Origin of the sequence: Propionibacterium freudenreichii subsp. freudenreichii (assembly GCF_000940845.1) — a bacterium.
In the GTDB taxonomy this organism is placed as follows: Bacteria; Actinomycetota; Actinomycetes; order Propionibacteriales; family Propionibacteriaceae; genus Propionibacterium; species Propionibacterium freudenreichii.
This window is the reverse complement of the sequence record NZ_CP010341.1, coordinates 1,600,691-1,619,035: the sequence shown is the minus strand read 5'-3', so window position 1 is coordinate 1,619,035 and position 18,345 is coordinate 1,600,691. Positions and strand designations below refer to the sequence as shown.

Sequence of the window (18,345 nt, the reverse complement as noted above, 5' to 3'; positions counted from 1 at the left end):
GGTCTGCTTGGATTTCGCCGAGCTTCGATGTGTGGAGTTCACGTCCTCACCCTACTAAGGCCCGCTGTTTGATTGTCCTGTTGGCAGTTCGCCGGTCATGTCGGCGTCAGGGACCGGGCCACGCGGCTGGTCGGCCCGGTGGCAGGTCGGCGGGGTGGCAGGTCGGCGGGGTGGCACGTCAGCGGGGCACCGGATCATGAGCAGGCCCGGCGGATGATCGGCAGCACGTGGCGCAGGGTCGGGGTGTCCACCGACCCGAAACCGAAGACGATGCCGTCCATCGCCGGGGCATGGGGCCCCCAGAACTGGGCCAGGTCGCTGACCAGCACGCCCCGGGCCGCCAGCCGCCGGGTGATCCGGGAGCCCGGGACGTTGGTGCGCAGCACGGCCTGCAGCCCGCCCGACATGTCCGTGAGTCGGGCGTGGGGAGCATCGCGGAAGGCCGCCACGATGAGTTCCCGGCGGCGCCGGTACTCGCGGCGCATCCGCTGGATGTGGCGCCGCAGCTCGCCACTGGCCAGGTAGTTCGACAGGGCCTGCTGTCCCAGTGCCGGCACCGGGGAACCGAAGATCGCGCGATGGCCCGCCACGAGGGGCGCGAGGCGTTGGGGCACCGACAGGTAGCCGGTGGCCACGGCGGGGGTCAGCACCGTCGAGAAGGTGCCCAGCAGCACCACCCTGCCCCGGACCGGGTCGTCGAGGGTGGCCAGCGCGGGCAGGGGCATGCCCACATAGCGCAGCTCGGAGTCATAGTCGTCCTCCACGACGATGGCCCCGGTGCGTGCGGCCCAGCCGAGCAGCTGTTGGCGGCGGGTGATCGACAACGACCCGCCATAGGGGTACTGGTGGCTCGGTGTCACCACGATGACATCAGGTGTGGGCACATCGGGCCCGTGGCTCGTGGGGGAGCCGGCCTCGGGGAGCTCCTCGGTCACCAGTCCCCGGTCGTCGGTGCGCAGCGCGATCGTCGGCAGGCCCATGGCGGTGGGGATCGCGGCCAGCGCGGGATGCCCGGGACGTTCCAGTCCCACCAGCGGGGGACGCTCACCGCGGCGGGCCAGCGCCGCCAGCAGCAGGGCGAGGCCTTCGCGTGCCCCGGAGGTGACCAGCACCTGGTCGGACGGGCGGACCAGCGAGCGCATGAGGCGCAGGTGCTCGGCGATCTCATGGCGCAGCGAGGGCAGCCCGCGGGCGTCGATGAGTGGGCGGGGGTCGTTCGTCGCCTCGCGCCAGGCGCGGCGCCACGGCGGCGAGACGATGGCCGATACATCCGGGGTGCCCGGGCGCAGGTCAATGGCCCGGCCGTCGGGTTGGGGTGCGGGAGGCGCCGGCGCGGACGGGCCTGCCACCGGCCGGCGGGCGTCCACTGCGGCCACGCGGGTGCCCGAGCCAGGCCTGGAGGTGAGATATCCCTCGGCCTGGAGCTGGTCGTAGGCCGCGACCACCGTCCCCCGCGCGACGGACAGGCTCGCGGCCAGCGCCCGCGTCGAGGGCAACTCGTCGTCGTGGTGCAGCCGCCCCTGGTCGATCAACCCGCGCAGCCCGACCACCAATTGGGCCGTCAGGCCGAGGTCGCCGGAGGTGTCCAGGTGCAGGGGAAGGTCGATCACGAGTTGACCGCGCATGGGGCAAGTCTTGCACCGTCCGGTGAAAGTGGTCCATTCGAACTGGCTGCATGTGGATCTTGTAATGGTCCGCTTGTCGCGGTGGAATGGCGTCCATGACACAAGAGACGACAGCCACCACCCGCGTGAAGCGCGGCCTCGCCGACATGCTCAAGGGCGGTGTGATCATGGACGTGGTCACCGCCGAGCAGGCCAGGATCGCCGAGGAGGCCGGCGCCAGCGCCGTGATGGCCCTGGAACGCGTACCCGCCGACATCCGTGCGCAGGGCGGCGTGGCCCGCATGAGCGATCCCGGACTGATCGAGCAGATCCAGGCCGCCGTCTCGATCCCCGTGATGGCCAAGGCGCGCATCGGCCACTTCGTCGAGGCCCAGGTGCTGCAGGCCCTCAACGTGGACTATGTGGACGAGTCCGAGGTGCTGTCGCCCGCTGACTACGCCAACCACATCGACAAGTGGAACTTCGACGTCCCCTTCGTCTGTGGTGCCACCAACCTGGGTGAGGCCCTGCGGCGCATCACCGAGGGTGCTGCGATGATCCGCTCCAAGGGCGAGGCCGGCACCGGCGACGTCTCCGAGGCCGTCAAGCACATCCGCACGATCCGCGATGAGATCAACCGGCTCCATTCCCTGACGCACGACGAGCTGTATGTGGCCGCCAAGGAACTGCAGGCGCCCTACGACCTGGTGCGCGAGGTGGCAGAGACCGGCAAGCTGCCGGTGGTGCTGTTCGTGGCGGGCGGAGTGGCGACGCCGGCCGATGCCGCGCTCGTGATGCAGCTGGGTGCCGAAGGGGTGTTCGTGGGTTCGGGCATCTTCAAGTCGGGGAATCCGGCGAAGCGCGCCGCAGCGATCGTGAAGGCCACCACGCTCTATGACGATCCCAAGGCGATCGCGGAGGTCTCCCACGACCTCGGCGAGGCCATGGTCGGCATCAACGTGGCCGATCTGCCGGCACCCCACCACCTGGCCGACCGGGGCTGGTGAGCCGATGGCTGATTCCCCAGTAGTGACCGGGGCCCCACTGATCGGGGTCGTCTCCCTCCAGGGCGGGGTCTCTGAACATGTCGCCGCCCTCCAGCAGTGCGGGGCGCGCACTCGCCTCGTGCGCCGCTCCGAGGAGCTCGGGGGACTGGACGGCATCGTCGTGCCCGGTGGGGAGTCGAGCGTGCTCGACAAGCTGTCGCGGGCCTTCGGCCTGGCCGCACCCCTGAAGGCGGCCGTGGCTGGTGGGCTTCCCACGCTGGCCACGTGTGCCGGACTGCTGCTCCTCAGCGACGAGCTGACCGATGCGGCGCCCGGGCAACAGACCCTCCAGGTGCTGCGCGTGCGTGCCCGACGCAATGCCTTCGGACGCCAGCTGGCGTCCTTCGAGACTTCATTGTCGGTGAAGGGGGTCGGGGAGGACGTCGAGGCCGTGTTCATCCGTGCACCGGTCATTGAACAGGTCGGCGCCGGCGTCGAGGTGATCGCGCAGGTCGACGACCGGGTCGTCGGCGTGCGACAGGGAGCCATCACGGCGCTTGCCTTCCATCCGGAACTCACCCCGGATCGGCGCATCCACGCGGACTTCGTGTCCTCGGTCGCGGCACATCTGTCGCTGGCTGCCTGAGACGGGGGACCAGCCTCCGGTCGGACCCGTCGTCGCAGGACATGTCGGCTTCATCGGTACATGGGCTACATCGGTACATCGGGCAGGGGCGCCACCATCACTGTGGCGCCCCTCTCCGATGTCTGGACCGGGTGTGTGGACCGGGCGTGGGTCAGCGCAGGGAGGTGTGCCGTTCGATCGAACGGACGGCCAGCCAGGCCACCACGGCGGTGAGCACGATCGTCACCGGAATGAACCCGAGGCCCAGCAGGTCGGCGGACGCCCCGGAGTGGAACGATCCGTTGAACAGCCCGCCCAGCATGGGCGACCAGACCACGTGGCCGGCCTCGGGCCCGCCGATCCGCAGGCTGGCCGGGATGAGGACCATGGACGCCAGGTTCGTCAGCTGGTTCACCAGGTAGAGCGCGATGAGCACGATCACCGAGCCGGCGACGCCCTGGCGCACCAGGTGCGGGCCCTGGCCGATGGAGATGCCGGCGACGAGCTGAACGAGCATGCAGGCCAGCTCCACCACGACCAGCGCCAGCACCCACAATCCGACATGTGGGGCGCCGGTGAGCAGCTTCCAGAAATCGGCCATCAGTGCGGCCGGGGTGGTCCACTCGCGCTCCCGGGCAATCATGAGCACCAGGAACAGCGCCACGCCCTCCAGCGCGGCGAGGACGCAGGCCGCGAGGGTGAACGTGAGCTTCGCGGCGAACACGACGCGCCCCCGCACCGGGATCGTCCCGGTGAAATACCCGAGCCTGCCGTACATCGTCTTCCAGTACGACCACAGGAGCAGGACGGTGACCACCGCCGGAAGGGCCACCGCGACGGCACCGGCAATGAAGCTGAATCCGTAGTCGGGCAGCCCGAGCGCCACCCCGGCGCTGGCCAGCAGCGAGACGAGTGCCGAGGCACCGGCCACGCCCAGCAGGGTGCGGCGATTGTCCAGCCATTCATGCTTCCACAGCTTGGCGATCATGGCAGGTACACCTTTCGGAAGAGGCCCTCGAGGTCGGTCTTGTTGGCCGCGCGCAGCTCGTCGGCGTCGCCCTGCAGGCGCAGGCGGCCCTGGTGCAGGAAGACGACGGTGTCGATCACGGGTTCGAGGTCGTGGATGAGATGGGTGGAGATGACCAGCAACTGGTCCGGTTCGAAGTGCTTGAGGATGCCCTCCATGAGGATGGAACGCGCCGCGGGATCGACGCCGCCCACCGGTTCGTCGAGCAGGTAGACCTTCGCGCGTCGGGCCATGGCCAGGGCGATCTGCACCTTCTCGCGCATGCCCTTCGACATCTCCTTGAGTCGCCGGTCGGTCGGCAGGCGGTAGAAGTCGATGAGATCGTGGGCCCGATCCGCGTCGAAATCGGCGAAGAAATCGGCGTACCGGGCGATCGCGTCGGCGGGCCGTTGCCAGTCGGGCAGGAACGACTGGTCGGGCAGGAAGGAGACGAACTGCTTGGTGGCGGCACCCGGGGGCTGGCCATGCAGGCTCACCTCTCCCTGCCAATCGGCGGTGACTCCGGCCAGGACCTTGAGCAGGGTGGTCTTGCCCGCGCCGTTGTCGCCCATCAGCCCCACGATGTGGCCCGGCTCCAGGTCGAGGTCCAGCCCGTCGAGTGCCCTCACCCGGCCGTAGACCTTGGTCAGTGCATGAACGCTGAGTGCTGTGGTCATTTCTCCTCCTTCTGGATGTCATCCCAACGGGAACCGAACAGCTCGATGGCCGTGTCGCGGTCGAGTCCGAGTCCGGCAAGCACGTCGATGGCCCCGTCGACCGCTCCGGTGGCCAGCCGGAGCCGCTGTTGGGCGACCTGCTGGCGGTCGGCGGTCACGAAGCGCCCGGACGTTCGTTCGGTGGCGGTGAGTCCCAGCCGATCAAGCTCGGACAGGGCCCGCTGCACGGTGTTCGGGTTCACCCCGAACTCCACGGCGAGCTCGCGCACGCTCGGGATCTTCTGCCCCGGAGCCCATTGGCCGGCAACCACGCGGGTTTGCAGGCGGTCCACCAGCTGGATCCACAGTGGACTCGTGGTGTCGAAGCCCATAACGCCTCCCTGCTGTATTAGTACACCAATACAGTGACACAGGAGCGATCCTGCGTCAAGGCTCGTGCCATGGGGTGATCGGGCGTCGACGGCGTCGTGGGGAAGGCCGACTCGTGCTCGGAATCGGGAGGGAATAGGCTGTCCGGGGCCGTGTGTGGCCGGGCCCGACGACGGCCCCGGCGGCCCTCGGATCCGGCTCGGGGGAAGGCGCTGGGCGAAAGCGTTTTGATCCGGCGATGATTTCGGCAACAATGGTGTTGTGAAAAACATGACGGAGCTCGGAGCGGAGCGCCCCAACGGCGACCTGTCCACCCGTCATCAGGTGCTGCACCTGCTGCTGAGCGAGGGGGCCATGACGGCGCCCGACCTGGCCTGTCGGCTCTCTATCACGCCCACCGCAGTGCGCCGCCACCTGACGGGGCTGATCAAGGGCGGCCAGGTGGTCGAGAACCAGCCCGACCAGCAGCCGAGTCGGGGGCGCGGGCGCCCGGCCAAGACCTTCCAGCTGACCGACCTGGGGCGCTCGGCGTTCAACCAGGCCTATGACGACCTGGCGATGCAGGCGCTGCGCGTGCTCGTGGAGACGATGGGTGCCGACGCGGTCACCAAGCTGGGTGAGAAGCGCTACGTCGACGTCGAACAGCGCTACCGCGGCTATCGCGCCGCGCATCCGCTGGCCGATCCCGTCGAGGCGCTGGCCAGCGCACTCAACGACGACGGCTACGTCACGAAGGTCGATGAGGCCCCTGCCGGCGCGCAGCTGTGCCAGCACCACTGCCCGGTGGCCCACGTGGCCGCCGAGTTCCCCCAATTGTGCGAGGCCGAGACGCAGATGTTCTCGCGGCTCCTCGGTACCCGCGTCCAGCGGCTGGCAACCATCGCGCACGGCGATGGCGTGTGCACCACCAACATTCCGCTGGACATCGTTGTAATCGACCACGAGATGGTGATCGAACACACGCCACGAGAACGCAAGCGAGCGGTAGAAAACCACCGAGCGACAGATAACAACCGAGAGGCAACAAGCGCATGACGCAGCTCGATACAGGGCCAGTCGGCACCGGCCCGGGAGCCAGCCAGTCCACCGCGGACCAGCTGGCTGAGGACCTCAACACCTACAAGTACGGATGGCACGATTCGGATGCCTACAGTGCCGCCGCCAAGCGCGGCCTGTCGGAGGACGTCGTCCGCGGCATCTCGGCGCTGAAGCACGAGCCCGAATGGATGCTCGCCAAGCGACTCAAGGGCCTGAAGGACTTCGAGCGCAAGCCGATGCCCACGTGGGGGGCCGACCTGTCGCACCTCAACTTCGACCAGATCAAGTACTTCGTGCGGTCCGTCGACAAGCAGGCCACCAGCTGGGAGGACCTGCCCGACGACATCCGCAAGACCTACGACCGCCTGGGCATCCCCGAGGCCGAGAAGGAACGCCTCGTCGCCGGCGTCGCGGCGCAGTACGAATCCGAAGTGGTGTACCAGAAGATCAATGATGAGCTCACCCGCCAGGGCGTGATCTTCACCGACACCGACACCGCCCTGCGCGAGCATCCCGAACTGTTCGAGGAGTACTTCGGCACCGTCGTGCCCAGTGCCGACAACAAGTTCGCCGCGCTGAACACCGCGGTGTGGAGCGGTGGCTCGTTCATCTACGTTCCCAAGGGCGTCAACGTCAACATCCCGTTGCAGGCCTACTTCCGCATGAACACCGAGAACCTCGGACAGTTCGAGCGCACGCTGATCATCGTCGACGAGGATGCCTATGTGCACTACGTCGAGGGGTGCACGGCGCCGATCTACAAGACCGATTCGCTGCACGCGGCGATCGTCGAGATCATCGTCAAGAAGAACGCCCGCTGCCGCTACACGACCATCCAAAACTGGTCGGGCAATGTCTACAACCTGGTGACCCAGCGCGCCACCGTGGCCGAGGGCGGCCAGATGGAGTGGGTCGACGGCAACATCGGCTCGAAGATCAACATGAAGTACCCCGCCTGCTACCTGCTCGGTGAGCACGCCAAGGGCGAGGCCCTGTCGATGGCATTCGCCGGTGAGGGCCAGCACCAGGACACGGGTGCCAAGATGGTCCATGCCGCGCCGTACACGTCGAGCACGATCGTCTCGAAGTCGATCAGTCGCAACGGCGGCCGCACGGGTTACCGCGGCCTGATCGCGGTGGAGCCCAATGCCCACCACTCGGCCTCGAGCGTCAAGTGCGATGCCCTGCTGGTCGACGACGTCTCGCGCTCCGACACCTATCCCTATGTGGACGTGCAGACCGATGACGTCTCGATGGAGCATGAGGCGACGATCTCCAAGATCAGTGAGGACCAGCTGTTCTACCTGATGCAGCGCGGCCTCAATGAGGACGAGGCCCGCGCGATGATCGTGCGCGGCTTCGTGGAGCCGATCGCCCGCGAACTGCCGATGGAATACGCCCTGGAGCTCAACCGCCTCGTTGAGCTGCAGATGGAAGGCTCGGTCGGCTGATGACCCACGAGAACGAGAATGGAGCAATTGCTGTGGCCGAACCGGTGAATTCCGGCGCTGACGCGGTGGCCAGCGCGGTGGAGAGCCTCGCGTCCCACCTGCACCCGAAGGTCTCCTGGGACCTTGGGGACCATCCGATGCCGACCGGTCGGGAGGAGGTGTGGCGGTTCACCCCCGTGCGCAAGCTGAAGGCCCTGCTGGAGGCTCGCGGTGAGAAGGGCGACGTCGACCTTGTCGAGCGCACTCCTGCCGGGGTGACCAGCGTCGTCATCGACCCGGTGCGCGCCCGTGAACTCAGCGTGGAACCACCGGCCGACCGCAGCTCGGCCATTGCCGTGGCGCAGTCCGACGAGGCGCGCCTCATCCGCGTGCCCGCCGACGTCGAGCTGGACGAGCCCCTGGAACTGGACGTGCGCGGCACCGGGGTGGGACGACTTGCCTACCAGCAGCTGATCATCGAGGTCGGCACGAATGCCCGGGCGCAGATCGTCTTCCGCTTCGAGGGCAGCGCAGCACTGGCCGAGAAGATCGACATCCGCATCGGTGACGGTGCCCGGGTCGACGTGATCATGGTGCAGGACTGGGCTCCCGATACCCTCCACGCCGCCCAGGTCTCCCTGCTCGTCGGCCGCGACGCCCATGTGCGCACGGTGCAGGCATCGTTGGGTGGCGCGGTCACCCGCGTGCTCGAACGGGCCAGCTATGCCGCCCCCGGCGGCGAACTGGAGCAGTACGGGCTGTACTTCGTGGACGGCGGACGCCATGTTGAGCACCGCATGTTCATCGACCACAACCAGCCCCGCACCCGCTCGAACGTCGATTACCGCGGCGCGATCCAGGGTGAGGGCTCCCACTCGGTGTGGGTGGGCGATGTGCTGATCCGCAAGATCGCCCACGAGATCGAGACCTACGAGGCGAACAAGAACCTGCTCCTGAGCCGTGGCGCCCGCGCCGACTCGATCCCGAACCTCGAGATCGAGACCGGCAACATCGTCGGGGCCGGACACTCGTCGACCACCGGTCGCTTCGACGACGAGCAGCTGTTCTACCTCGAGAGCCGCGGAATCCCCAACGACGAGGCACGTCGCCTGGTCGTCCACGGGTTCTTCGTCGACATCGTGCGCCACATCGGCGTGCCCGAGGTCGAGGAACGGCTCATGAAGGCCGTCGAGCGCGAGCTCGATTCGATCGCACCGGATTGGGGGACCGACCAGTGAGCTTCACAGCTGTCGCGACCCTGTCCGACCTGGACGACGGTCCCCTGGGCATCGAGGTGGACCACCCGACCGAAGGCGCACTGCCCGTGGTGCTCGTGAAGTCGCCCGACGGCGACGTGCACGCGATGTTCGACGAATGCAGCCACGCCCACGTCAAGCTGTCCGAGGGTGACTTCGATGAGGCCACCTGCAGTCTGGAGTGCTATCTGCACGGCTCCCATTTCGATGTGCGCACCGGAGCAGCGCTCAATCCGCCGGCGATCCAGCCGGTACCCGTCTATCCCGTTCGTGTCGAGGACGACCAGATCCTCGTCGACGTCGAGAATCCCCTGAAGGAGAACTGAACCGATGGCCACACTCGTCATCAAAGATCTGCACGTCGACGTCGACACGGAGAACGGCCCCAAGGAGATCCTGAAGGGGGTTGACCTCACCGTGAACGACGGCGAGGTGCACGCCATCATGGGCCCCAACGGCTCGGGCAAGTCGACCCTGGCCTACGCCGTCGCCGGCCATCCGAAGTACCACATCACGCAGGGCACCGTGACCCTCGACGGCACCGAGCTGCAGGACCTGCCGGTGGACGAGCGTGCCAAGGCGGGCCTGTTCCTCGGCATGCAGTACCCGGTGGAGGTGCCCGGCGTCTCCATGGCCAACTTCCTGCGCACTGCCAAGACCGCCCTGGACGGGCACGCACCCAAGGTGCGCACCTGGCCCAAGCAGGTCAACACTGCGCTGGCCGAGATGGACCTGGACTCCGAGTTCAGCTCACGCTCGGTGAACGAGGGGTTCTCCGGCGGCGAGAAGAAGCGCGGCGAGATCGCCCAGCTCGAGCTGCTCGATCCCAGCTTCGCCATCCTCGACGAGATCGACTCCGGTCTGGACATCGACGCCCTCAAGGTGGTTGCCGGTGGCATCGATGCCTTCTCCAAGAAGCCCGGCAAGGCCGTGCTGTTGATCACGCACTACACGCGCATCCTGCGTTATGTGCACCCTGACCGCGTCCATGTCTTCGTGGACGGTCGCGTCTCGGTCACCGGCGGCTCCGAGCTCGCCGACAACCTTGAGGAGCGGGGTTACGAGCAGTATGTCAAGTGATTTCGATGTGGAGACGGTGCGCCGGGACTTCCCGATCCTGAGCCGCCAGATCAACGGGCATCCGCTGGTCTACCTGGACAGTTCGAACACCTCGCAGAAGCCGCGTACGGTGATCGACACGGTCGCCGAGCACTACGCGAAGCACAATGCCAACGTGGCCCGTGCCATGCACACGCTCGGCGCCGAGGCCACCGCGGCCTTCGAGGGTGCCCGGGCGCGCATCGCGGACTTCATCGCGGCTGCCGAACCCGAGGAAGTCGTGTTCACCAAGAACGCCTCGGAATCGCTCAACCTGGCGGCCAATACGCTCGGTTCGCGCCTCGGACCCGGCGACGAGGTCGTCATCTCCGTGCTGGAGCACCACTCCAACCTGGTGCCCTGGCAGATGGTGTGTGAGCGCACCGGCGCCACGCTGCGTTGGTTCGACGTCACCGAGGAGGGCCGCCTCGACCTCGACAAGGCCGAGCAGGAACACCTCATCAATGAGCACACCAAGGTTGTCTCCATTGCCTGGGTCTCCAATGTCCTGGGCACGATCAACCCGGTGGCCAGGATCGCGGAGATGGCCCATGCCGTCGACGCGGTGATGGTGATCGATGGTTCGCAGGGAGTGCCACACCTGCCCACCGACGTGACGGCGCTGGGAGGCGACCTGCTGGCCTTCACCGGGCACAAGATGTTGGGTCCCACCGGCATCGGCGTGCTGTGGGGTCGCCGTGAGCTGCTCGACGAGCTGCCGCCCTTCCTGGGTGGCGGCGAGATGATCGGCGTGGTCACCATGGAGAAGTCCACCTGGGCCGAGGTTCCCCACAAGTTCGAGGCCGGCACCCCGCCGATCGCGCAGGCCGTGGGCCTGGGCGCTGCCGTCGATTACCTCGACACCCTGGGCATGGACGCCATCGCCGCACACGACCACGAGATCACCAGCTATGCCCTCGGCCTGCTTGGCGATCTTGATTTCGTGCGTATTCTCGGCCCGAAGCAGGCTGTTGACCGTGGCAGCGCCATCTCGTTCACGGTCGACGGCGTGCACCCGCACGACCTCATGCAGCTGCTCGACTCGCGTGGCGTTGCCGTGCGGGGTGGTCACCATTGCGCCGCCCCGCTCCATCAGCGCTTCTGCGTGCAGAGCTCCACTCGGGCCTCGTCGTACCTCTACACGACGCGCGAGGAAATAGATGCGCTGCGTGATGGGTTGGTATGGGCGCATGATTTCTTCACTGGAAAGGTGAAAGCGCGTCAATGAACGTCGAGGAGATGTACCAGGACATCATCCTGGATCACTACCGGGAGAAGCATCACACCGGCCTGCGCGACCCCTATGAGGCCGAGGTGCACCATGTGAACCCGAGCTGTGGTGACGAGCTGACGCTGCGCGTGGATCTCGACGGCGACACGATCGCCGACGTCAGCTACGCCGGCGAGGGCTGCTCGATCTCGCAGGCCTCCACGTCGGTGATGACTGACCTGGTGATCGGGCACTCGGTGGCGCATGCCATGGAGTTGTTCGACGAGTTCAGGACGATGATGGAAAGCCAGGGCAGGATCGAGCCCAATGAGGATCACCTTGAGGACGGCATCGCCTTTGCCGGCGTCTCGGAGTTCCCGGCGCGCGTCAAGTGCGCCATGTTGAGCTGGTCGGCATTGCGTGACGCATTGGCCCGGGCCGGAGCTTCAATTGAGGAGGAAAAATGAGCGTGCCTGACAGCGACCAGATGTCGCCGACACCCGCCCAGACCGAGCAGTCCACCGCTGCCGCGGCCCGTCCGTCGGACCTGGTGCGCGATGAGCTGCCGGAGGTGTCCACCACGCCGACCGACCCGAACCTGAAACCGCCCACCGAGGAGCAGGTGCTCGAGGCGCTCAGGGAGGTCGTCGACCCGGAACTGATGGTCAACATCGTGGACCTGGGCCTGGTCTACGGCGTGGACATCGACGAGCACGCCAATGTGCTGCTCGACATGACGCTGACCAGTCCCACCTGTCCGCTGACCGATCAGTTGGAATGGGGAGCCCAGGCGGCCCTCGACGGCATCGCCAATGAGGTGACCATCAACTGGGTCTGGCTGCCGCCGTGGAGCCTGGACCGCATCACCGACGATGGCCGTGAACAACTGCGCTACATCGGTTTCAACGTCTGATCCCCACCGGCCGGACACCCGTCCGACCGCGCCGGGAGCCCACCGACGAGGTGGCACGCAATGATGCCCGCACCATCCGATGGTGCGGGCATCATTGCGTGGACAGCCCCACCGGTGAGGGTGGCTTTTTGCCCAAATGGCCCTCAGCGCAGACAATGGACGACGGCCCGGCCGTCATCGCGCGGCCACCGACGACCAGCCGCACCCCCATCGGGGCGCCGTGATCGCCGATCGTCCCCGGCAGCGGGCCGCCCCCGATCCTTCAGGAGAAATGTGATTCAGGCCAAGGAGCTCGAAGTTCGCGCCGGCGCGCGGCTGCTGCTCAACCCGGTGAGCTTCCAGGTGATCCCCGGGGACAAGATCGGCGTGGTCGGCCGTAACGGTGCCGGCAAGACCACCACCATGCGCATCCTGGCGGGGGAGGGCCTGCCGGCCGCCGGCGCGGTCAAGCGTGCCGGCCAGGTGGGCTACCTGCCCCAGGATCCGCGCGAGTCAGACCTGTCGATCACCGCATCGAAGCGCATCCTGTCGGCGCGTGGACTGGACCGCATCATGGAGCGCCTCACGAAGTTCACCGAGGAGATGTCCACCGCCAGCGGTGCGGCTCGTGAGAAGGCGATGGCCGGCTACGACCGTGCCGAGGCCCAGCTGACCGCCGCCGGCGGGTACGGGGCCGAGGCGGAGGCGGCGCGCATCGCCGCGAACCTGGGGCTCCCCGATCGAGTGCTGGCCCAGCCGCTGCACGAGCTCTCCGGTGGCCAGCGCCGACGTGTGGAGCTGTCCCGCATCCTGTTCAGCAATGCCGACACCCTGCTGCTCGACGAGCCGACCAACCACCTCGACGCCGACTCCATCATGTGGCTGCGTGAATTCCTCAAGACCTACCCCGGCGGTGTCATGATGATCAGCCACGCCACCGAGCTGCTGGAGGAGACCGTCAACAAGGTCTTCTACCTCGACGCCAACCGGGCCACCCTCGACATCTATTCGATGGGCTGGAAGCTGTACCTCGAACAGCGCCAGGCCGACGAGAAGCGTCGCCGCCGCGAGCGCCTCAATGCCGAACGCAAGGCCGCCCAGCTGATGGCCCAGTCGGACAAGTTGCATGCCAAGGCCACCAAGGCCGTTGCCGCCCAGAACATGGCACGGCGTGCTGAGCGCCTACTGGCGTCCGTCGAGCCGGAGCGGGTCAGTGACAAGGTGGCGAAGATCACCTTCCCCGAGCCCGCACCCTGCGGCAAGACGCCACTCATGGCGAAGGACCTGTCGAAGAGCTACGGCTCGCTGGAGGTGTTCACCGGGGTTGACCTGGCGATCGACCGGGGCAGCCGCGTCGTGGTGCTGGGGCTCAACGGTGCCGGCAAGACGACCCTGCTCAAGATCCTCGATGGCATCGAGAAGCCCGACACCGGCGAGGTGCTGGACGGATACGGCCTCAAGCTGGGCTATTTCGCCCAGGAGCACGACATGCTCGACATGTCGGCCACGGTGCTGGAGAACATGCAGGCCGCGGCCCCTGAGCTCAACGACACGGATGCCCGCAAGGTGCTGGGTGCGTTCCTGTTCACCGGGGACGACGACCAGAAGCCGGCCCATGTGTTGTCGGGCGGGGAGAAGACGCGGTTGGCGCTGGCGACCCTGGTGGTCAGTGCGGCCAATGTGCTGCTGCTCGATGAGCCGACGAACAACCTCGACCCCGCGAGCCGCGAGCAGGTGCTCGGTGCGATCCGCAGCTACAAGGGCGCCATCGTGCTGGTCACCCACGATGAGGGTGCCGTGGAGGCCCTCGAACCCGATCGCGTGCTGCTGTTGCCCGACGGTGACGAGGACCTGTGGGATCACGAGTACACCGAGCTGGTGTCGCTGGCGTGATCCCATGCCACCCGGGGCCTGCCCCGGGTGGATCGCGCTGAGCGCTTCCTACGCGCCAGCGCGCAGACGGTGCCCATGCTTCCTACGCGCCTGCGCGCAGACGGTGCCCATGCTTCTTACGTGCCAGCGCGTAGACGGTGTCCATGCTTCCTACGCGCCAGCGCGTAAGAAGGTACCCACCTCCACCGATACGTCGATGGTGGTGGGGCCCTGCGCCGGCGCATGGTCATGGAAGGCGTTGGGGCCCATGCCCACCAGGTCCGCGACCTGCTGGGCGGTGCATTCGGCGGAGAACTCCACCAACTCGCGGTCGGCGGGGTTCAGCCCTGCCTCGCCGAACTGGGTGACCAACTGCTCGTCCTTGTCGGTGGCCACGTTCAGCAGCCCGAGGCGCTCGCGCAGCGCTGCCAGGTGGCGCGGCGTGGGCCAGGCGACGACGGCACGCCCGCCCGGCGCGAGCACCCGGGCGAACTCTGCGGCACTGCGGGGGGCAAAGACGCACAGGACCGCATCCACGCTCGCCGATCGGATCGGCAGGCCCGCCCAGGTGTCGGCCACCACGGAGGCGAGGCCGGAGCGGGCCGCCCGCTTGGCGGCGGCCACGGACACATCCGTGGCCAGTCCGACGGCATCGCGGCGATGGGTGAGCACTCCGTCCAGGTACCAGCCGGTACCGGCGCCGACCTCGACCAGCCAGTGTGCCGCATCACTGGCGTGCGAGACCGCCTGTCGGATGGGCTCGTAGACACCGCTGTCGAGGAAGCGTTGGCGCGCGTCGATCATCGGCGCCGTATCGGCATTCGCCGGTGGGGCGCCGCCGGCCAGGTTCACATATCCCTGGCGCGCGATGTCGAAGCCGTGGCCATTGGGACACGCCAGCTGCCGGTCGTGGCGCACCAGGGGCACCTCGGCGGCCCCCCGGCCGCGGCACACGGGGCACTCCAGCAGGGGACAGGCGGCGTCGAGCGTGCTGAAATCAGTCACGGACGCGTCACAGCACCTGGAGCAGGCCGCCGTCGACCGGCAGCATGACCCCGGTGACATAGCTGGCCGCATCACTGAGCATGAAGGCCGCCACGCGCCCGAATTCGTCGGGATCGCCCATCCGACGCATCGGGATGCCAGAATCCACCGCGTCCTGGGGCGTCGGGTCATGGCCCAACAGGTCGACCATCCGCTGGGTGGCGATGCGTCCGGGCAACAGGGCAAATGCGCGACCACCATCCGGGGCGATCTCATTGGCCAACTGCTTGACCAGCATCGCCAGCCCCGGCCGCAGGCCATTGCTGATGGCCATGTCGGCCAGCGGGGACTTCGCCGAACTCGACAACACGAACCCCAGGCGGGCAGCCGGATTCGCGCCCACCACGGCACGCGACACCCTCAGCGCCGCCAGGAAGACCGACGAGAACGCGGCCTGCCACTGCTCATCGGTGTTCTCCACCACATGGCCCTTGGGCGGGCCACCGACCGACACGAAGGCGCCATCGAGGCGCTGCCAGGTGTCCAGGGCCAGTTGGGCGGCGGCATCGGCGGTTTCCGGCGCCGACAGGTCGGCGGGCAGCACCACCGCATTCTGCGCGCCCAGCTCGGCCGCGGCGGCCGCCAGGGCCTCCGCACGACGGGCCACCAACACCACCCGTGCGCCCTCGGCGACCAGCGCGCGAGCGCTGGCCAGCCCGAGGCCACCGCTGGCCGCCGTGACAATGAACACCTTTGAGGCAAGACCCAGATCCATGGGTTCATTCTGCCCGACTCCGGCGACGACGGTGGCGTCGGCACCCGTCGCAACCGATACCGTTGCCCCGTGACTGCAACTGATCCCACCACCATTCCTGCCGGCAGGGTGGCCCTGGTCACCGGGGCCAGCCGGGGCATCGGAGCCGAGATCGCCACCGAGCTGCTGGCTGCCGGCTATCGCGTCGCCGGCACCTCGCGCAGCGGCCGGGCCCCGGACGGGGTGCTCGGCGTGAGTGCCGACATCACCGATCCCGAGCAGGTTGAGGCGGCATTCGCGCGGGTCGAGGAGGAACTGGGCGGCGTCGAGGTCCTGGTGGCCAACGCCGGCATCACCCGTGACATGTTGCTGATGCGCATGAGCGATGACGACTGGGATGGCGTGCTCGCCACCAACCTCACCGGCACCTTCCGCATGGTCCGTCGGGCAACCCGCAGGATGATGCGGGCGCGTTTCGGGCGCATCGTGTTGATGAGCTCCGTCTCGGCCTATGTCGGGTCACCGGGACAGGTCAACTACTCGGCGTCGAAGGCCGGACTGATCGGCATGGCGCGGTCGGTTGCCCGTGAGCTCGGCGGCCGCGGCATCACCTGCAATGTGGTGGCCCCCGGCTTCATCTCCACCGACATGACCGACGAGCTGTCCGATGAGGTGAAGGACGACTACCTGGCACGCATCCCCGCCAAGCGCTTCGGCGAGACCCGCGACGTGGCCCACGCGGTCCGCTTCCTGTGCTCGGACGCCGCGGGCTATGTCACCGGGGCAGTGCTGCCGGTCGACGGCGGCCTGGGCATGGGGCGCTGATCCACCACCGGGTGCGGCGCCGCCCTGTGCGCGACGTGTGGCGGGGCTGGTCCCGATAGGCTCGGGGAAGCTGACGAAAGGACTTTTCAATGGGCATTCTCGATGGCAAGAACATCCTCGTGACCGGCGTCACGATGAACACCTCGATTGCGTACAAGGTGGCCGAGGTCGCCGAGCAGCAGGGCGCCACGGTGATCGTGACCGCGTTCGGGCGGGCGCTGCGCCTGGCCACCAAGGTGGTGCAGAAGCTCGATCCGGTACCGCAGGTCATCGAGCTCGACGCCTCGAATGCCGACGAGCTGGCGGCGCTGCCCGGCAAGCTGCGTGAACTCGGCTTCGACCACGTCGACGGTGTGCTGCACTCGATTGCCTTCGCCAATCCCGAGCGGGCCCTGGGCGGCGCATTCCTCAAGACCGGCTGGGACGATGTCGCGGTCAGCCTCCACACGTCCACCTACAGCTATGTCTCGCTGGCCATGGCGGTGCGCGAGCTGATGTCGGCCGGATCATCGGTCGTGGGCCTCACCTTCGACGCCTCGGTCAGCTGGCCGTCCTATGACTGGATGGGCGTGGCGAAGGCCGGCCTCGAGTCGGCGAACCGTTACCTCGCGCGCTACCTCGGCCCTGACCAGATCAGCTCCAACCTGGTGGCTGCCGGGCCGATTGATTCCATTGCGAAGACCGCCATCCCGGGCGCCAACTCGTTCAATGACATCTGGACCGAGCGTGCACCGCTGGGATGGGACGCCAAGGACGCCACCCCGGTGGCCAACGCCGTGTGTGCGTTGTTCAGTGACCTGTTCACCGCCACGACCGGCGAGATCATCCATGTCGATGGCGGCCTGGCCTCCACCGGCGCCTGATCGGTCGACCACCACTCGTCCATGCCCCCTGCCCGGCCCGGGTCAGGGGGCATCGTCGTGCCCGGCGGGGGGCGTCAGAGTCCGTGTGGTGCCCGGGGCCAGCTGGCGGCGGCGCTGATGGCATCGCGGCAGATGTCGTCCAGCTCGCGCAACTGCTTGTCGCGCACCAGCACCCCGTGGCTGTGCAGCAGTTGCGGGCTGGCCTCGATGCCGGCCCGGCTCGCCTCGCGCCACAGCAGGGCGCGGTCGAGCAGTTTCTGGTTGACGTGCGAGTAGGCAGCCCCCAGGTGGATTGAGGCCGCGTCGTCGGGACGGTTGCCCGCCGGCGCATCGAGGCGCCCGAGTTCCCGCCCGGCGGCCAGGATCTGCTCATTGAGTGCCTGTGCGGCCTCGCCCGGCGTCGCGGGGAGCAGGGGGCGTTCGGCCGGCACGAGTTCCCACTGCATGGCCGGGCCCACCGGGCGCGGCAGCCATCCCAGCCCACCGCCGTGGTTCACCACGATCACCCCGGTCTCCAGGGCGGCAGCGTTGGTCGCGATCGGACCGCGCAGCCCGGCGAGCCGTCCGGGTTGGGGCAGCAGGAGGGCCCAGTGCTCGCCCGGCAGCTGGTTCGCGACCCGGCCCAGGGCGATGCGCACCGGGGTGGCCACCTGCGGCTCCAGGCCGAGCACGCCCGCCGGGTCGAAGACATGGTGGGCGCGGTTGGGGTCGCCGTTGTCGGCCACGCGCAGGGCATCCTCGGCGCGGGCGGCGTCCAGCCCATCACCGGTCATCGCATTGAGCACGCTGACCAGGCGCAGGCCTTCGATCAAGGAGTCAGACACGCCGCAAGGTTAACCATGCGCGCAACCCGCCG

At 67.9% G+C, this 18,345-nt stretch carries 20 protein-coding genes; 13 read left to right on the top strand and 7 right to left on the bottom strand.

Translation table 11 applies throughout. From position 1 onward, the window contains the following. Positions 1 to 194: 194 nt before the first annotated feature. Positions 195 to 1,625 (bottom strand): MocR-like pyridoxine biosynthesis transcription factor PdxR, encoded by a 1,431-nt coding sequence (gene pdxR, locus RM25_RS07030; RefSeq protein ID WP_013161372.1) that lies wholly within the window; start codon positions 1,623 to 1,625, stop codon positions 195 to 197. Between the two features lie 95 nt (positions 1,626 to 1,720). Between pdxR and pdxS the strand changes: the two genes are divergently transcribed. Together pdxS and pdxT are read left to right on the top strand one after the other, a co-directional pair. After that, the gene (gene pdxS / locus RM25_RS07025; RefSeq protein WP_013161371.1) at positions 1,721 to 2,611 is read left to right on the top strand and encodes a pyridoxal 5'-phosphate synthase lyase subunit PdxS; all 891 of its coding nucleotides are present in this window, start codon (positions 1,721 to 1,723) and stop codon (positions 2,609 to 2,611) included. 4 nt (positions 2,612 to 2,615) lie between these two features. Next, the gene (pdxT, locus tag RM25_RS07020) at positions 2,616 to 3,236 is read left to right on the top strand and encodes a pyridoxal 5'-phosphate synthase glutaminase subunit PdxT (protein ID WP_013161370.1); all 621 of its coding nucleotides are present in this window, start codon (positions 2,616 to 2,618) and stop codon (positions 3,234 to 3,236) included. A gap of 151 nt (positions 3,237 to 3,387) precedes the next feature. Here the strand turns inward: pdxT and RM25_RS07015 are convergent, their stop codons facing one another. From RM25_RS07015 to RM25_RS07005, 3 genes are read right to left on the bottom strand one after another with little or no spacing between them, the layout of a single operon-like run. Continuing rightward, positions 3,388 to 4,203, bottom strand: coding sequence for a hypothetical protein (locus tag RM25_RS07015; RefSeq protein ID WP_013161369.1), 816 nt, complete (start codon positions 4,201 to 4,203; stop codon positions 3,388 to 3,390). Continuing rightward, positions 4,200 to 4,898: an ABC transporter ATP-binding protein gene (locus RM25_RS07010; RefSeq protein ID WP_044636230.1), complete on the bottom strand. Its 699-nt coding sequence runs from the start codon at positions 4,896 to 4,898 to the stop codon at positions 4,200 to 4,202. Before RM25_RS07010 ends, RM25_RS07015 begins: the two co-directional genes overlap by 4 nt. After that, positions 4,895 to 5,269 carry a GntR family transcriptional regulator gene (locus tag RM25_RS07005; protein WP_044636229.1) on the bottom strand — a complete coding sequence of 125 codons (375 nt, stop codon included), beginning with the start codon at positions 5,267 to 5,269 and terminating at the stop codon, positions 4,895 to 4,897. The genes RM25_RS07010 and RM25_RS07005 overlap by 4 nt, the downstream gene beginning before the upstream one ends. A 268-nt stretch (positions 5,270 to 5,537) precedes the next feature. Between RM25_RS07005 and RM25_RS07000 the strand changes: the two genes are divergently transcribed. The 9 genes from RM25_RS07000 (at position 5,538) to RM25_RS06960 (ending at position 14,084) form a co-directional block, all read left to right on the top strand. Next, positions 5,538 to 6,302 carry a helix-turn-helix transcriptional regulator gene (locus RM25_RS07000; protein ID WP_013161366.1) on the top strand — a complete coding sequence of 255 codons (765 nt, stop codon included), beginning with the start codon at positions 5,538 to 5,540 and terminating at the stop codon, positions 6,300 to 6,302. Further along, positions 6,299 to 7,756 (top strand): Fe-S cluster assembly protein SufB, encoded by a 1,458-nt coding sequence (sufB, locus tag RM25_RS06995; protein WP_013161365.1) that lies wholly within the window; start codon positions 6,299 to 6,301, stop codon positions 7,754 to 7,756. Before RM25_RS07000 ends, sufB begins: the two co-directional genes overlap by 4 nt. Next, positions 7,756 to 8,973 (top strand): Fe-S cluster assembly protein SufD, encoded by a 1,218-nt coding sequence (gene sufD / locus RM25_RS06990; protein WP_013161364.1) that lies wholly within the window; start codon positions 7,756 to 7,758, stop codon positions 8,971 to 8,973. Before sufB ends, sufD begins: the two co-directional genes overlap by 1 nt. Then, positions 8,970 to 9,317 (top strand): Rieske (2Fe-2S) protein, encoded by a 348-nt coding sequence (locus RM25_RS06985; protein WP_013161363.1) that lies wholly within the window; start codon positions 8,970 to 8,972, stop codon positions 9,315 to 9,317. Before sufD ends, RM25_RS06985 begins: the two co-directional genes overlap by 4 nt. 4 nt (positions 9,318 to 9,321) lie before the next feature. Next, the gene (sufC, locus tag RM25_RS06980) at positions 9,322 to 10,071 is read left to right on the top strand and encodes a Fe-S cluster assembly ATPase SufC (RefSeq protein WP_013161362.1); all 750 of its coding nucleotides are present in this window, start codon (positions 9,322 to 9,324) and stop codon (positions 10,069 to 10,071) included. Continuing rightward, positions 10,061 to 11,317 (top strand): cysteine desulfurase, encoded by a 1,257-nt coding sequence (locus RM25_RS06975; RefSeq protein ID WP_044636228.1) that lies wholly within the window; start codon positions 10,061 to 10,063, stop codon positions 11,315 to 11,317. Before sufC ends, RM25_RS06975 begins: the two co-directional genes overlap by 11 nt. Then, the gene (gene sufU / locus RM25_RS06970; RefSeq protein WP_013161360.1) at positions 11,314 to 11,766 is read left to right on the top strand and encodes a Fe-S cluster assembly sulfur transfer protein SufU; all 453 of its coding nucleotides are present in this window, start codon (positions 11,314 to 11,316) and stop codon (positions 11,764 to 11,766) included. The genes RM25_RS06975 and sufU overlap by 4 nt, the downstream gene beginning before the upstream one ends. After that, on the top strand, positions 11,763 to 12,212 hold the full coding sequence (locus tag RM25_RS06965) for a metal-sulfur cluster assembly factor (RefSeq protein WP_013161359.1): 450 nt from the start codon (positions 11,763 to 11,765) through the stop codon (positions 12,210 to 12,212). Before sufU ends, RM25_RS06965 begins: the two co-directional genes overlap by 4 nt. A 273-nt stretch (positions 12,213 to 12,485) precedes the next feature. Continuing rightward, on the top strand, positions 12,486 to 14,084 hold the full coding sequence (locus RM25_RS06960) for an ABC-F family ATP-binding cassette domain-containing protein (RefSeq protein ID WP_013161358.1): 1,599 nt from the start codon (positions 12,486 to 12,488) through the stop codon (positions 14,082 to 14,084). Between the two features lie 150 nt (positions 14,085 to 14,234). Here the strand turns inward: RM25_RS06960 and RM25_RS06955 are convergent, their stop codons facing one another. After that, positions 14,235 to 15,068 carry a putative RNA methyltransferase gene (locus RM25_RS06955; RefSeq protein WP_052809136.1) on the bottom strand — a complete coding sequence of 278 codons (834 nt, stop codon included), beginning with the start codon at positions 15,066 to 15,068 and terminating at the stop codon, positions 14,235 to 14,237. A gap of 7 nt (positions 15,069 to 15,075) precedes the next feature. Continuing rightward, positions 15,076 to 15,822: an SDR family oxidoreductase gene (locus RM25_RS06950; protein WP_013161355.1), complete on the bottom strand. Its 747-nt coding sequence runs from the start codon at positions 15,820 to 15,822 to the stop codon at positions 15,076 to 15,078. 69 nt (positions 15,823 to 15,891) lie between these two features. On the opposite strand from RM25_RS06950, the gene fabG reads away from it, so the two are divergent. Then, complete coding sequence (gene fabG, locus RM25_RS06945; protein WP_013161354.1) at positions 15,892 to 16,626, top strand: 3-oxoacyl-[acyl-carrier-protein] reductase; 735 nt, start codon at positions 15,892 to 15,894, stop codon at positions 16,624 to 16,626. 89 nt (positions 16,627 to 16,715) lie between these two features. After that, on the top strand, positions 16,716 to 17,489 hold the full coding sequence (gene fabI, locus RM25_RS06940; protein ID WP_013161353.1) for an enoyl-ACP reductase FabI: 774 nt from the start codon (positions 16,716 to 16,718) through the stop codon (positions 17,487 to 17,489). Positions 17,490 to 17,563: 74 nt separating this feature from the next. On the opposite strand, the gene RM25_RS06935 is transcribed toward fabI, so the two are convergent. Continuing rightward, positions 17,564 to 18,313, bottom strand: coding sequence for an Rv1486c family protein (locus tag RM25_RS06935; RefSeq protein WP_013161352.1), 750 nt, complete (start codon positions 18,311 to 18,313; stop codon positions 17,564 to 17,566). Between the last annotated feature and the right edge of the window lie 32 nt (positions 18,314 to 18,345).

Excerpts from the sequence above, each read along its gene's own strand:
- pdxR (WP_013161372.1), bottom strand. The coding sequence starts at position 1,625 with ATGCGCGGTCAACTCGTGATCGACCTTCCCCTGCACCTGGACACCTCC.
- pdxS (WP_013161371.1), top strand. The coding sequence starts at position 1,721 with ATGACACAAGAGACGACAGCCACCACCCGCGTGAAGCGCGGCCTCGCC.
- pdxT (WP_013161370.1), top strand. The coding sequence starts at position 2,616 with ATGGCTGATTCCCCAGTAGTGACCGGGGCCCCACTGATCGGGGTCGTC.
- RM25_RS07015 (WP_013161369.1), bottom strand. The coding sequence starts at position 4,203 with ATGATCGCCAAGCTGTGGAAGCATGAATGGCTGGACAATCGCCGCACC.
- RM25_RS07010 (WP_044636230.1), bottom strand. The coding sequence starts at position 4,898 with ATGACCACAGCACTCAGCGTTCATGCACTGACCAAGGTCTACGGCCGG.
- RM25_RS07005 (WP_044636229.1), bottom strand. The coding sequence starts at position 5,269 with ATGGGCTTCGACACCACGAGTCCACTGTGGATCCAGCTGGTGGACCGC.
- RM25_RS07000 (WP_013161366.1), top strand. The coding sequence starts at position 5,538 with ATGACGGAGCTCGGAGCGGAGCGCCCCAACGGCGACCTGTCCACCCGT.
- sufB (WP_013161365.1), top strand. The coding sequence starts at position 6,299 with ATGACGCAGCTCGATACAGGGCCAGTCGGCACCGGCCCGGGAGCCAGC.
- sufD (WP_013161364.1), top strand. The coding sequence starts at position 7,756 with ATGACCCACGAGAACGAGAATGGAGCAATTGCTGTGGCCGAACCGGTG.
- sufC (WP_013161362.1), top strand. The coding sequence starts at position 9,322 with ATGGCCACACTCGTCATCAAAGATCTGCACGTCGACGTCGACACGGAG.
- RM25_RS06975 (WP_044636228.1), top strand. The coding sequence starts at position 10,061 with ATGTCAAGTGATTTCGATGTGGAGACGGTGCGCCGGGACTTCCCGATC.
- sufU (WP_013161360.1), top strand. The coding sequence starts at position 11,314 with ATGAACGTCGAGGAGATGTACCAGGACATCATCCTGGATCACTACCGG.
- RM25_RS06965 (WP_013161359.1), top strand. The coding sequence starts at position 11,763 with ATGAGCGTGCCTGACAGCGACCAGATGTCGCCGACACCCGCCCAGACC.
- RM25_RS06950 (WP_013161355.1), bottom strand. The coding sequence starts at position 15,822 with ATGGATCTGGGTCTTGCCTCAAAGGTGTTCATTGTCACGGCGGCCAGC.
- fabI (WP_013161353.1), top strand. The coding sequence starts at position 16,716 with ATGGGCATTCTCGATGGCAAGAACATCCTCGTGACCGGCGTCACGATG.